At 71.4% G+C, this 13,626-nt stretch carries 11 protein-coding genes and 1 pseudogene; 3 read left to right on the plus strand and 9 right to left on the minus strand.

The window, feature by feature from the left end:
- The 7 genes and pseudogenes from ACFWRV_RS09415 to ACFWRV_RS09445 all read right to left on the minus strand — a co-directional run bounded on the left by ACFWRV_RS09415 (nt 1) and on the right by ACFWRV_RS09445 (nt 7,336).
- The gene (locus tag ACFWRV_RS09415; RefSeq protein ID WP_384330668.1) at nt 1–402 is read right to left on the minus strand and encodes a DUF4440 domain-containing protein; all 402 of its coding nucleotides are present in this window, start codon (nt 400–402) and stop codon (nt 1–3) included.
- On the minus strand, nt 395–940 hold the full coding sequence (locus tag ACFWRV_RS09420) for a DUF1697 domain-containing protein (RefSeq protein WP_384330671.1): 546 nt from the start codon (nt 938–940) through the stop codon (nt 395–397). The genes ACFWRV_RS09415 and ACFWRV_RS09420 overlap by 8 nt, the downstream gene beginning before the upstream one ends.
- A gap of 141 nt (nt 941–1,081) precedes the next feature.
- Entirely contained in the window at nt 1,082–2,284 is a 1,203-nt protein-coding gene (locus ACFWRV_RS09425; RefSeq protein ID WP_384330674.1) for a S8 family serine peptidase, read from the minus strand.
- A 568-nt stretch (nt 2,285–2,852) separates the two neighbouring features.
- Nucleotides 2,853–4,089: pseudogene (mgt, locus tag ACFWRV_RS09430) on the minus strand (macrolide-inactivating glycosyltransferase).
- A gap of 18 nt (nt 4,090–4,107) precedes the next feature.
- Nucleotides 4,108–5,403, minus strand: coding sequence for an ABC transporter substrate-binding protein (locus tag ACFWRV_RS09435; protein WP_384330677.1), 1,296 nt, complete (start codon nt 5,401–5,403; stop codon nt 4,108–4,110).
- Entirely contained in the window at nt 5,403–6,287 is an 885-nt protein-coding gene (locus tag ACFWRV_RS09440) for a carbohydrate ABC transporter permease (protein ID WP_384330680.1), read from the minus strand. Before ACFWRV_RS09440 ends, ACFWRV_RS09435 begins: the two co-directional genes overlap by 1 nt.
- Nucleotides 6,288–6,313: 26 nt before the next feature.
- Complete coding sequence (locus ACFWRV_RS09445; protein WP_384330683.1) at nt 6,314–7,336, minus strand: carbohydrate ABC transporter permease; 1,023 nt, start codon at nt 7,334–7,336, stop codon at nt 6,314–6,316.
- Nucleotides 7,337–7,479: 143 nt separating this feature from the next.
- Between ACFWRV_RS09445 and ACFWRV_RS09450 the strand changes: the two genes are divergently transcribed.
- Nucleotides 7,480–8,346, plus strand: a complete 867-nt coding sequence (locus ACFWRV_RS09450; RefSeq protein WP_384330687.1) for a phosphotransferase enzyme family protein — start codon at nt 7,480–7,482, stop codon at nt 8,344–8,346.
- A gap of 65 nt (nt 8,347–8,411) precedes the next feature.
- Nucleotides 8,412–8,924: a hypothetical protein gene (locus tag ACFWRV_RS09455; RefSeq protein ID WP_384330690.1), complete on the plus strand. Its 513-nt coding sequence runs from the start codon at nt 8,412–8,414 to the stop codon at nt 8,922–8,924.
- A gap of 53 nt (nt 8,925–8,977) precedes the next feature.
- Here the strand turns inward: ACFWRV_RS09455 and ACFWRV_RS09460 are convergent, their stop codons facing one another.
- Entirely contained in the window at nt 8,978–9,691 is a 714-nt protein-coding gene (locus ACFWRV_RS09460; RefSeq protein ID WP_384330693.1) for a 3'-5' exonuclease, read from the minus strand.
- Nucleotides 9,692–9,842: 151 nt separating this feature from the next.
- Nucleotides 9,843–11,078 carry an SAV2148 family HEPN domain-containing protein gene (locus ACFWRV_RS09465; protein ID WP_384330695.1) on the minus strand — a complete coding sequence of 412 codons (1,236 nt, stop codon included), beginning with the start codon at nt 11,076–11,078 and terminating at the stop codon, nt 9,843–9,845.
- A gap of 393 nt (nt 11,079–11,471) precedes the next feature.
- Here ACFWRV_RS09465 and glgX point away from each other — a divergent pair, with 393 nt between their 5' ends.
- The gene (glgX, locus tag ACFWRV_RS09470; RefSeq protein ID WP_384330698.1) at nt 11,472–13,601 is read left to right on the plus strand and encodes a glycogen debranching protein GlgX; all 2,130 of its coding nucleotides are present in this window, start codon (nt 11,472–11,474) and stop codon (nt 13,599–13,601) included.
- The last annotated feature ends 25 nt before the right edge of the window (nt 13,602–13,626 follow it).

Raw genomic sequence — 13,626 nt, forward strand, 5'->3', positions numbered from 1 at the left:
TCACTCCCCGTTCGCGGAGGACCCGCCCGCCGGTGGGTCCTCCGCGAACGGGGTCGCCTGGTGGAAGTAGAGCCGCCAGCCCTCCGGGGTCAGCCGCCACAGGGAGCTGCGGTGCGAGCGGATCCCTTTGGACTCCGTGTCGAAGGTGAGGTGCACCAGGTCGGGGCAGAGCTGCACCCCCCGCATCCGCGAGGCGGTGAGCGGGCCGGGGCGCGGGGCGTCGTCCGCGGTGAGCGAGGCGATGATCGACTCCCGGGTCCAGAGCCGGCCGCCGGAGCCGATCTCCCGGAACTCGGGGTGCAGCAGCTCGGCGAGGAGACCGGCGGAGGCACGGACCGCCGGGTCCAGCAGGCGGAGCTCGCCCTCGATGGCCGCGGCCACGGCGGGCGTCGGCTCAGTCACGGGTCATCTCCACCAGTTTGGCCACGGTGTTCCAGTTACGGGTGGTGGCGACGATTCCCTTGACATGGCGGGGGCGTCCCAGCGCGACGGCCAGCTTGGAGCGGCCGAGGCCGTCGGGGGCGTACAGGTAGAGGCAGCGGTCGCCGAGCCGGAACTCCTCCGGCAGGAAGGTCTCCGCCTCCAGGTCCGCGAAGCGTCTCGCGTCCACGGGCCGGTCCACGTAGGTGACGTGGAGCTGCTTGCCCGCCAGCTCGGCGGCGGGGAAGGGGCAGGCGTCGGCGACGGCGGCGAGATATCCGGCGTCGCGCACGAGGCAGTCGACGGCGAACCCGAACCGCTGGTGCAGGGCCTGCTCCAGGGCGGCGGCCAGGGCCTGCTCGTCCTCGCTGTCGCTGCGGAAGACGGCGTTGCCGCTCTGCAGGTGGGTGGCGATGGCGGTGTGGCCCAGTCCGGCGAGCACGTCGCGCAGTTCGGGCATCGGGACCCTCTTGCTGCCGCCCACGTTGATCCCGCGCAAGAGCGCTGCGTACGTCGTCATGGCCACTCACCTTAGAGCGGTCTCCGTACACGCCGCAGCCGCCGCGCCCCGTGGGGGCGAGCGCGGCGGCTGGTGTGCGCGGGGCCGGGCGGCAGGGGGAGCGTGCCCCCGGCCGCCCGGCTTCCGGTCGGAAACGGGGTCCTACTCGACGACCTTGAGGAGCTTGTTCGCCGTGCCCTCGGTGGCGTTGGTGATGGCGTCCGGGGTGGCTCCCTCGGTGAGCGCCGTGGCGACGGCCTCCGGGGTGGCGTCCTGGTGGCCCGCCAGGTAGACGGCGGCCGCGCCGACGACGTGCGGGGTGGCCATGGACGTACCGGAGATGGTGTTGGTGCCGCTGTCGCTGTCGTTCCAGGTGGACGTGATGTCCGAGCCCGGGGCGTAGATGTCCACGACCGAGCCGAAGTTGGAGAAGTCCGACTGCTCGTCGGCCTCCGTGGACGAGGCGACGGTGATCGCCTCCGGGACGCGGGAGGGCGAGCCCTGGCCGGCGTCGCTGGACTCGTTCCCGGCGGCGACGCCGAAGGTGATGCCCGCGGCGATGGCCTTCTGGACCGCCTCGTCGAGGGCCGGGTCGGCCCCGCCGCCGAGGCTCATGTTGGCGACGGACGGGCCCTTGGCGTTGGCGGCGACCCAGTCGATCCCGGCGACGACCTGCTCGGTGGTGCCCGAGCCGTTGTCGTCCAGGACGCGGACGCCCACGATCTTCGCCTTCTTGGCGACGCCGTGCGCGGCCCCGGCTATGGTGCCCGCCACGTGGGTGCCGTGCCCGTTGCCGTCGTCCGCGTCGTCGTCGTTGTCGATGGCGTCGAAGCCCGAGGTGGCCCGGCCCTCGAAGTCCTCGTGGGTGACGCGGACCCCGGTGTCGATGACGTACGCGGTGACTCCCTCGCCCGCGGCGTCGGGGTAGTTGTACGCCTTGTCGCCGGCGGTCTCGGCCTGGTCGATCCGGTCCAGACCCCACGACGGCGGGTTCTCCTGGGTGGCGTTGATGCTGAACTTCTTGTTCTGCACCACCTTGGCGACGGCCGGGTCGGCGGCGAGGCGCTTGGCCTCGGTCTCCGAAAGGCCGCTGGCGGAGAAGCCGTTGATGCTGGAGGTGTAGTCACGCTTGAGCTTGCCGCCGTACTCCTTGGCGAGCTCGGACTTGTCGGCCTTCTTTTCGTCCAGCATCACGATGTAGCTGCCGGACACCGCGGTCGCGGCGTCGGCGCCGTAGACCGTTCCCATGGGGGCCGGTGCGGCTCCCGCGAACGAGGTTCCGAGAAGGGTGACTCCGGCGGCGGCCGCCACGGCGGTGATCGCGGCGGTGAGCTTGATGCGACGGGTGCGCTGGTGCTTGGCCATGAAGAGGGCTCTCCTCGTCATTCTTTGTGGGGGGATTGACCCTCGGCCGGAAGATCTCCGGGGGTTGGGTCGAAACCTTGACCGATTGACGAGCGCAGATCAAGACCCTCATGGAGGTGTGACTTGCTCAACAAGGTTTCGTAATAAGAAATCGGCCATGGCTGGTCACAACGGCCGCGGCGGGCCGGCGAGCACCCACCTCGCCCGGATCGGCCGGTCGTCGGCCATCCCGGGAGAGCCCCTCCGCCCCGCGTTCCGCCTGCTCAGAGCCGCACGTGAAGCGCCGGACACCGCTCGCCCGACCGGCGCCCGCACCCCGCCCGGGGCCCCTGGGACAGGGATGACCATGCGTGAAGACACGTGAAGAGCCGTGAAGGTGTGCGCAAGAAGGGTGAACACCCGGTCCCGGGTGTGAAATCGCGAGGGGGTGCGTGCAGATGCACCGAACGGACCTGCCGCCCTGTCGGCTTCACAGAACCGAAACACGAACGCCCCACCCCGGGAAACCGCAGGCCGCGGCTGCCGGGGCGGGACGGAGAACGTCCGGATATCAGTCAGGGGACTCCGCTCAGCGCGACAGGTCCGCCTCGATGAGGTCGGCGGCCCTCGGGGTGCCGCCCTCGCGCGCCATCCGCTCGCTCAACCGCTCGCACCGGGCGGCCACTTCGGGGTCGCCCACGAGAGCGAGCACGGCCTCGCGCAGGCTCGCCGCGTCGGCCTCCTCCATCGGCAGATGCCGGGCCACGCCCAGCGACTGGAGCATGTCCGCGTTGCCGAACTGGTCGACGGCCTGCGGTACGGCCACCATCGGGGTGCCGGTGGCGAGCCCTTCCTGGCTGCCGCCCGCACCTGCGTGGGTGATGAAGGCGTCGGCCTGCTGGAGGACGGACAACTGCGGCACCCAGTCACGTACCTCCACATTGCCGGGCACGTCGCCGAGTTCGGCGGGGTCGACGTGCGCGCCGATCTGGAGCACCACATGCCAGCCGGGCAGGTCGCCGAAAGCCGCGACGCACTCCCGGTAGAAGGCGGGCTGCTTGGTGAACGAGGAGCCCAGCGAGACCAGCAGCACCTTCTCCGCGCCGGCCGGGCGGTGCCACTCCCCCTGGTCGGCACGGTCACCCTGGCAGGCCCCGACGAAGGTGTACATCTCGCGGTTCACCCGGTCCGCGTTCGGCTGGAGCGCCTCGGGGATCAGCACGATGCCGAAGCGCGGGCGGGCCACGAAGTCGTCGCTGGGGACATGGCCGAGGCCGTTCTCGGCGAGCCAGCCCTCGAAGCGCGCGTAGTACGCCCGGCCGCGCTCGGTCTGCTTCAGCTCGGCGGTCATCGGCTCCGCCACCTCCTTCTCGTACCCCTCCCAGGGGACCAGGTTGGGCCAGAGGGAGATGGCGGGGACGCCCCAGCGGTGGGCGAGGACGCGGGCGGGGTAGGAGGTGATGTCGTGCAGGACGAGGTCGGGCTCGTCGCCCGCGAAGGCGTCCACGAGCTGCGGGAGTGCCTGGATCGCGTCGTTGAGGAAGGGTTCGATGTTGTCGATCAGCTCGGTGCCCCAGGCCTCGGGGTCCTCGTCCGTCGGCAGGGTGGAGGTCCAGATCACCGGTTCGGCGCCGGTGGCGGCGACCTTCTCGGCGAAGGAGGCCGGGATGGCGTAGCTGACACGGTGTCCACGGTCGACGAGCTCGCGGATGACGTCGAGGCTCGGGTTCACATGTCCGTGGGCGGCGATGGAGAACATGGCGATGTGGGCACGCGGGGATTCCGTCATGCCGCTCACCGTAGGCGAGACGAGACGTCTCGTGCAACCTCTATTCGCGTCGGGGTCAGCGTTGGTAGCGGGCCAGCACCCGATTCCCGTCCTCCACCAGCCGTTTGCTCAGCTCGTCGGTGTCGATCGCGCCGCTGTAGAACTCCTGGTACGCCGGGGTAGCGACCTTGTCCTTCCACTCGGGGTAGCCGCGCACCGCCTGGGCGGGCGCCGGCCGCAGCCCCTGCGCGAGGGCGGCGCCGACGGCCCAGCCGTGCTCGGCTACCCGCAGCGACGGGTCGGCCAGCGCCTCCGTTCCGGTCGGCAGCATCCAGTCCCCGCGCGCCAGGCGCACCATGTTCGGGGGCCGCAGCAGGAAGTCGATGAAGGCCACGGCCTCCTCCTTGTGCGGGCTCTCCTCGGCGACCGACAGCGTCTGCGGGCTGACGCCCTGGACCGTGCCGCCCGCGCCCGCGGGCATCGGCAGGACCGTCCAGTCGAACCTCTCGGGGGCCTGCTGGATGATCTGCTGGCGGTAGGAGAACCCGAGCGGCAGCATCGCGTACTTGCCGCCGAAGAACCCGGGCAGCGCGTCCGACCCGCCCATGCCCAGGGCGCTGCGGGCCGCGCTGCCGTCGGTGTTGACCTGGTCGTGAATGGTGCCGGTGACGACGCCGTCGCCCGGTTCGAAGCGCAGGACCGCCTTGCCGTCGTCGTCCCGGTGGAAGAGCTGCCCGCCGCCGGACAGGCCCAGGTTGAGGGTGACGGAGACCGGCTCCTTGAGCGGCCAGGCGATCCCGTACCGCCCCTTGCCCGACAGCTCCTTCGTCACCTGCCGGAACTCCTCCCAGCTCCAGGGGCGCCGCGGGGTCGGGATGCGCGCGCCCGAGGCCTTCAGCAGCTTCGTGTTGGCGATCAGGACGCGGGGCTCCTGGAGGAAGGGCACCCCGTGGACGCCCTCGCCGAACGTGGTGGTGCGCCAGGACTGTTCGGGGATGTCGGCCTTGAGCCGCTCGGGCAGGAGGGGGCGCAGGTCGGCGAGGTAACCCCCGTACGCGAAGTCCGCCAGGTCGTCGGAGGCGTCGTGGATGATGTCGGGGGCCTCGCCGCCCTCGAAGGAGGTGAGGAGCTGGTCGTGGACGCTGTCCCAGCTGCCCTGGACGTACTCCACCTGGACGTCGGGATGGGCGGCGTTCCACTCCTTCACCAGCTGCTTGTTGGCGTCGACGGACTCCTTCTGCCAGGCCAGCGACTGGAACCGGAGCCGGATCGTGCCGTCCGCGTCCCGCCCGTCGTCGCCGCCGGAGCAGCCCGTGAGCAGCAGGGCCAGGACGGCGACGACGGTGGCCGCCCGCCGGAGAGTGGCGCGCATCAGTGCTTCACCGCCCCGGCCGTCATCCCGCCGGTGATCCGCCGCTGGATGAAGGCGAAGAGGACGAGGGAGGGGAGCGTGGCGAGGAACGCGGCGGCGGCGAGCGGCCCGAGGTCGGCCACGCCCTCCGCGCCGAGGAAGTGGGTGAGGACGACCGGCAAGGTCTGCTTCTCCGGGGTCTTGAGCAGGACGAGCGCGAAGAAGAACTCGTTCCATGCGGTGATGAACGCGAACAGCGCGGTGGCGACGATGCCGGGGGCGAGCAGCGGGGCGACGACCGAGACGAGGGTACGGACGCGGCCCGCGCCGTCCACGGCGGCGGCCTCCTCCAGCTCGGTGGGCACGGCGCGTACGTACCCGGCGAGCATCCACAGCGCGAAGGGCAGCGACCAGACGACGTAGACGAGGATCAGCCCCCACAGGGTGTTGATCAGGTGCAGGTTCTTCAGGATCAGGAAGAGCGGGATGATCACCAGGACGAACGGGAACGCCTGGCTGACCACGACCCAGCCGGTCGCCGCGGTGGCGAGGCGGCCCCGGTGGCGGGCCATCACATAGGCCATCGGGGTGGCGATCACGACGGCGATCAGGGCGGCGGAGACGGCGGCGACCAGCGAATTGCCCGCGGCCTGGAGCAGCGGCTGCTCGTCGAAGGCCTGCCGGAAGTTGTCCAGCGTGGGCTGCTCGGGGATCCAGGTGGGGTGCAGCGAGCCCAGTTCGCGGGCGGGTTTGAAGGCCGTCGAGATCAGCCAGACGAACGGGAACGCGAGGAAGACCAGGTACGCCAGAAGGGCCAGGTACTGCCCGGTGCGCGCGGCCCTGCCGGTACGCAGCCCCGTGGACTCCCGCCGCCCGGGTCCGCCCCCCAGTGGGCCTCGTCCCATCGGCCCTCGTCCCATCAGCCCTCGCCTCATCGGTCCTCGCCTCCCCGGAGCCGGCCGACGAGGTAGAGGGCGAGCAGCACGGAGATCACCGCGACCATCACACAGCCCATCGCCGCGGCGTAGCCGAACTGCCCGTACCGGAAGGCCTCCTCGTAGGCGAAGAGCATCGGCAGCCGGGTCCGGCCACCGGGTCCGCCACTGGTCAGGACGTAGACGAGGGCGAAGGCATTGAAGTTCCAGATCAGGTTGAGGGCGGAGATCGCGAGCGCGACGGGCCTGATCGCGGGCCAGGTGACCGTACGGAACCGGCGCCACGCGCCCGCTCCGTCGAGGGCCGCCGCCTCGTGGAGTTCGCGCGGGGTGTTCTGGAGTCCGGCGAGCAGGGCCACGGTGGTCTGCGGCATGCCCGCCCAGATGCCGACGAGGATGACGGCGGGCAGCGCGGTGGCGAGGCCGGTCAGCCAGTCCCGGCCGTCGCCGAGTCCGAGGTCGCGGATCGTCTCGTTGAGGATGCCGGCGTCCGGGTTGTAGACGAGCCGCCACATGATGCCGACGACGACCTCCGGCATCGCCCAGGGAATGATCGCCAGCGCCCGGGCCAGCCAGCGCAGCCGCAGGTTCTGGTTGAGCAGCAGGGCGAGGCCGAGGGCCAGGAGGAACTGCGGGACGGTGACGCCGACGGCCCAGACCAGGCCGATCCGGAACGAGTCCCAGAACAGGGTGTCGTGCAACAGGTCCTGGAAGTTGAGGGTGCCGATCCACTGGGTGGAGCGGGTCCGGCCGGACTGGGCGTCGGTGAAGGCGAGCGCGATGCCGTAGAGGAGCGGTCCGACGCTGAGGATCAGGATCGGGATGAGCGCGGGCAGCACCAGGAACCAGGCGGCCCGGTCCCCGAACGCCTTCTGCTCCGGCCCGCCCGAGCGCCCGGGACGCCAGGACCTCCCCGGGCGTCCGCCCTGCCCGCCCTGCCCGTCGTGCCCGCCCGGGCCGTTCCGCCCGCCGTGCGGACTGTCCGGTCCGGGCCGCTTGGTCGCGGTCACCGATGTCACGAAGAAGACCCCTCTGTCCCGTATCTCACTGATGCACCTGAGGTGGACTTCATCCCGTTCTGGCTGCCGGGGAGGCCTCCGTCATCGTGCGGACGGGCCGTCGGTTCGTCAAGGTGGCCTGCACGGATGCGAAAATCGCACCCATGGACGAGATGCGTGCGCGCGAGGTACTGACGACCGCCGGGCTCCCCGGTACGGCGGAGCTGCTCGCGCTGGGCGAGAACGCGGTGTTCGCCGCCGGCGACCTGGTGATCAAGGTCGGCCGGGACGCCACCGGCCACCCCGAGCTGCGCGCGCGGGCCGAGCGGGAAGTGGCCCTCGCCGACTGGCTCGCCGCGTCCGGCGTCCCGGCCGTCCGCGCGGCCGAGCGCGAACCCCGCCTGGTCGAGGGCCACCCCGTGACGCTGTGGCACCGGCTCCCCGACCCCGTACGCCCCGCCGAGCCGCGCGACCTCGCCCCGCTGCTCTCCCTGGTGCACGCGCTGCCCGCCCCGACGGACTTCACCCTGCCGCGCCGCGAACTGCTGGGCGGCGTGGAGCGGTGGCTGACCCTGGCGGGGGACACGATCGACCCGGCGGACGCCGACTACCTCCGCGAGCGCCGCGACGGTTTCGCGGCCGCGGCCGCGGCGCTGGTGCCCCACCTCCCCCGGGGCCCGATCCACGGCGACGCCCTCCCGCGCAACGTCCTCGTCGGGCCGGGCGGCCCGGTCCTCGTCGACCTGGAGACCTTCTCCGCCGATCTGCGGGAACACGACCTGGTCGTTCTGGCCCTCTCCCGCGACCGCTACGGCCTCGACCCCGCGGCCTACGACGCCTTCACCTCCGCGTACGGCTGGGACGTCCGGGAGTGGGAGGGGTGCGCGGTCCTGCGCGGCGCCCGCGAGACGGCCAGCTGCGCCTGGGTCTCCCAGCACGCCCCGGCCAACCCGAAGGCGCTCACGGAATTCCGCCGCCGGGTCGCCTCGCTGCGCGAGAACGACCCCGAGGTCCGCTGGTACCCGTTCTGAACGGCCTCCCACCTCCCAACGACCTGGTTCCGGTCGCGACTTCCGTGGTCGCTTAGGTTGACCTCATGGGACTCTTCGACAAGCTGACCGGAACCAAGCACCCCGAGGCCGGGGCGGCGCCACGACCGGCCGAGGAGTTGCGGACGGCACTGCTCGGTCTCAACCGGCCGGACGTCCCCTACCTCATCAGCGACGGCGCGGCGCACGGCGCCGATCTGGTGGCGGAGTGGCGGATCGACGAGCCCGCCTGGCAGCACATCTTCGTCCAGTCACAGCTGACCCACGCCGTCCGGATCCGGATGCGGCTGGCCGAGGACGTCCCCGAGGTGCGTGCCGTCCAGGAGAGTTGGGAGGTCACCCGCGTCGGGAACCCTCCGCGGCTGAAGACGTCGGCGACGTACGAGCGTGGCGGGGGCAGGACCATCTCGCGCCAGTACACGCTGCGACGAGGGGAGAGCGGCCGTCTGGAGGCGGCCGAGTCGTTCAGCTTCGACAGCGCGCAGCTGACGGACCCTCTGCGGACCACCACCCTCGCATCGGGCTGGACCTGGCGCGGAGTGATCTTCGGCAAGCTCTGAGCGGCCCGACGGCAACGGCCGGGGTCCACCGGCTCCGCGGGGCCGCTGCCGGCTCAGCGGCTGCGCGGGATCACCGGCCAGGACGCCTCGACCACGGCCGCCGGGTCGGTGGTGCGCCGCAGATAGGCCTGGAGCGAGGCCGACTGCTCGGCGGCGGCCCGCACCTGGAGGGCGTGCAGTTCGTCGGGCGGCAGGGTGGCGACGGGCCGGTGCCGCTCCCCCATCCGGCGCACCACGCGCACCGCGGCCACCGCGTCGGCGCTCGCGTCGTGTGCCCCGTCGAGCGTGACCCCGTAGTGGTCGCACAGCGCCTGGAGGGCCCGCTTGCCCTTGCGGTACTTGTCGACGTGCTTGTCGATCACCAGCGGGTCGATGACGGGCGAGGGGGCCCCGCCGACCCGCTCCTCGACCGACGGCAGCCCGTACCTGCGGCATTCGCGGTCCAGCAGCGAGAGGTCGTAGCGCGCGTTCATCACCACCAGCGGGACGCCCGAGCGCAGCACTTCGCCGACCGCGTGGGCGATCTCCTCGACCGCGGAGACGGCCCGCGCCCCGTGCCTGCGGGCGTGGTCGGTGCCGATGCCGTGGATCGCGGAGGCCTGCTCGGGTATCACCACCCCCGGGTCGAGCAGCCAGGTCCGCTGCTCGGCGACCGTGCCGTCCGGGTCCAGCCGGACGAGTGCGGCGGTGACGATCCGGTCGCTCTCGACGTCGGTCCCCGTCGTCTCCAGGTCGAAGCCGACCAGTGTGCCCTGGTGCCAGCTCATCCCGATACCTCCTTCGTGGTGCTCCCCCGTGGTGCTCCCCCCGAGTGATGACCACCTTCGCACGGGCCACTGACAGCGCCCCCGAGGGCCCTGCGGGCGCACGACCCGTCAGGAGACCGGGCGGGAACCGTCCGGGCGCGGCTCCGGCGCGTCAGGAGACCGGGCGGGAGTCCGTCCAGACCGACTCGAACTCCTCGCGGTACGTCTCGAAGAGACCGTGCTCGTTGTCCTGGCCCGCCCGCACCACCGTGCGCCTGCCCCCGCCGCGCAGCACCAGCACGGGCGCCTCCATGCCCCGGGCCCGGCGCAGGTAGGGCTGGACGACGCCCACCGCGTCCGGGCCGTCGCCGTCCACCAGGTAGGCGGTGAAGCGCGGGGTCTCGTCGAAGACCTGGATCTCGAACGCGCCCGGGTCGCGGAGCTTGGAGCGGACCCGGCGCATGTGCAGGATGTTCATCTCCACCGAGCGGCTCAGCTCGCCCTTCTTGAGGCCGAGTTCCCGCTCCCGACGGCGCACCGCGCTGCTGGCCGGGTTGATGAACAGCAGCCGGACCCGGCAGCCCGACTCGGCGAGCCGCACGAGCCGGCGGCCGGAGAAGTTCTGGACGAGGAGGTTGAGGCCTATCCCGATGGCGTCGAGCCGCCGCGCCCCGCCGAAAAGGTCCTCGGCGGGCAGCTGGCGCTGGAGCCGGACCCGGTCGGGGTGGACGGAGACCACGTCCGCGTACCGGTCGCCGACCAGCTCCTCCACCGCGTCCACCGGCAGCCGGTCGGCGGAGGGCACCCCGGCCCCGCTGCCGAGGATGTCCAGGAGCCGGGCGGAGGCGCGCTCCGCCTGGGCGAGGACCGCCTCGTTCAGGGCGCGGTTGCGGGAGACGACGTTCCGCGCGACCTCCAGCTCGTCCAGGGCCAGCTCGACATCGCGCCGGTCGTCGAAGTACGGCTCGAAGCACGGCCAGTGCTGGACCATCAGCTCGCGCAGCTGCGGCAGCGTCAGGAAGCTGAGGACGTTGTCGTCGGCCGGGTCGAGCAGATAGCCCTTGCGGCGCGAGACCTCGCGTACGGCGACGGCGCGCTGCACCCACTCCTGACCGGCCGGTCCGGCCGCGGCCACCACCCACTCCTCGCCGTGCACCGGCTCGTAGATCGGCCGGAGCACCGCGGCGACGACGGCCCGTAGGCGCTGTTCGACCAGATTCAGCCAGATATAGGCCCGCCCGGCCCGCTGGGCCCGGGTCCGCACCTCGCCCCAGGCCTCTGTGCCCCAGTCCAGCTCGGCGCCTATCTCCACGGGCTGCGCGAGGGACACCGCCCCGGGCGGGGCATCGGTCGATTCCCCCTCGTGACCTGCGTCACCTGGGGGCAGCTCGAACCCTCCCGAGCTCACCCGCGTACCGCCTTCCACTCCCCCACCCAACGATCAAGGAAGGGTACTCCGGGAGCGTGATCCGACGCAGCCCGATGCACAGGCGACTTTCTCAACTCCCCTGAACGTAAGGCCTGTTCCTTACGTCGAGATCGGGTGGAGTGAGCGGATTCATAGTGATTGGACCCCCTGCTCCGGAGCGGGAACCGGACGCCCGCCGGGTGACGGGGTCCGCAAGCACGTCCGGGGCGGCACGGGAGTGTCCGAAGTTGACCGGTCGGCCCGGCCGGGCGACCGGGACCCGGCCGTGCCGCGTGACGTCCTAGGTGGGCATCGCGTTTTCGGGGAATATGCGGGGAGTGAAGGACCGCGGAAAGCCGCCGAACCCGGATCAGAAATGGAAGAGTCTTCATCATGCAGGTCTGGCCGGGACACGCTTATCCCCTCGGCGCCACCTACGACGGCGCCGGAACCAACTTCGCGGTCTTCTCCGAGGCCGCCCATCGGATCGAGTTGTGCCTGTTGCACGACGACGGTTCAGAAACGGCGGTGGAACTCCGCGAGTCGGACGCCTTCGTGCGCCACGCCTACCTCCCCGGGACCATGCCGGGGCAGCGGTACGGCTTCCGGGCGCACGGGCCCTACGAACCGCAGAACGGGCAGCGGTGCAACTCCGCGAAGCTGCTGCTCGACCCCTATGCCCGCGCGGTGGCCGGGAAGATCGGCTGGGGCGAGGAGGTGTACGGCTATCCGTTCGGGAAGCCGGACGCCCGTATCGACCTCGACTCGGCCCCGCACACCATGAGCTCGGTGGTGGTCAACCCGTACTTCGACTGGGGCGACGACCGCCTCCCCCGTACGGACTACCACCGGACCGTCATCTACGAGGCCCATGTGAAGGGCCTGACCATGCTGCACCCGGGCCTCCCGCCCGAGCTGCGCGGCACGTACGCGGGGCTCGCGCACCCGGAGGTGATCGCCCACCTCACCGAACTGGGCGTCACCGCCATCGAGCTGATGCCCGTTCACCAGTTCGTGCAGGACCACCGCCTCGCGGACATGGGGCTCGCCAACTACTGGGGCTACAACACCATCGGCTTCTTCGCCCCGCACAACACCTACGCCTCCTGGGGCGACCGCGGCGAACAGGTGCTGGAGTTCAAGCAGGCCGTGAAGGCCCTGCACCAGGCGGGGATCGAGGTCATCCTCGACGTCGTCTACAACCACACCGCCGAGGGCAACCACCTGGGGCCCACCCTCTCCTTCCGCGGACTCGACAACGCCTCCTACTACCGCCTGACCGACGATCAGCGGTACTACATGGACACCACGGGCACCGGGAACTCCCTGCTCATGCGGTCCCCGCACGTCCTCCAGATGATCATGGACTCACTGCGGTACTGGGTGACCGAGATGCATGTGGACGGCTTCCGCTTCGACCTGGCGGCCACGCTGGCCCGCCAGTTCCACGAGGTGGACCGGCTGTCCTCGTTCTTCGACCTGGTGCAGCAGGACCCGGTGGTCAGCCAGGTGAAGCTGATCGCGGAGCCGTGGGACGTCGGCGAGGGCGGCTACCAGGTGGGCAACTTCCCGCCGCTGTGGACCGAGTGGAACGGCAAGTACCGCGACACGGTGCGCGATCTGTGGCGGGGCGAGCCGCGCACGCTGGCGGAGTTCGCCGGGCGGCTCACCGGCTCCTCCGACCTCTACCAGGACGACGGCCGCCGGCCGCTCGCCTCGATCAACTTCGCCACCTGCCACGACGGTTTCACGCTGCACGACATGGTCTCGTACAACGAGAAGCGCAACGACGCCAACGGGGAGGAGAACCGGGACGGCGAGAGCCACAACCGGTCCTGGAACTGCGGGGCCGAGGGCGAGACGGACGACCCCGAGATCCTGGAGCTGCGGGCCCGCCAGATGCGGAACTTCGTCGCCACGCTGATGCTGTCGCAGGGCGTGCCGATGCTGAGCCACGGCGACGAGTTCGCCCGTACGCAGAAGGGCAACAACAACGCCTACTGCCAGGACAACGAGCTGGCCTGGGTGCACTGGCCCGATCCGAACGAGCCGGCCGACGCCCCGGCGTCCACCCTGCTGGAGTTCACCCGGGCCATGGTGTGGCTGCGCCGCGACCACCCGGTGTTCCGCCGTCGCCGGTTCTTCCACGGGCGGCCGGTCGAGGGCACGCACGACGACCTCTCCGACATCGCGTGGTTCACGCCCGACGGGGAGGAGATGACCCAGCAGGACTGGCAGGCGGCCCACGCCAAGGCGCTGACCGTGTTCCTGAACGGCCACGCGATCTCCGAGCCCGGACCGCGCGGGGAGCGGATCTCCGACGACTCGTTCCTGCTGATGTTCAACGCGAGCGCCGAGACGCTGGAGTTCGCCGTCCCGGTCGCCCACGGGGAGCAGTGGCAGGTCGTCGTGGACACCGCGCGCCCCGACGGGGTGCCGCCCGGCACGGGGCCGAAGGTGGCCGAGGGCGAACACGTCACGCTGATCGGACGCAGCCTGACCGTCCTGAAGCGCCCCGCCTGAGGGCGACGGGAGTGAGCGTCCCGCC

The sequence above is a fragment of the Streptomyces sp. NPDC058576 genome, assembly GCF_042718715.1.
Taxonomy (GTDB): Bacteria; Actinomycetota; Actinomycetes; order Streptomycetales; family Streptomycetaceae; genus Streptomyces.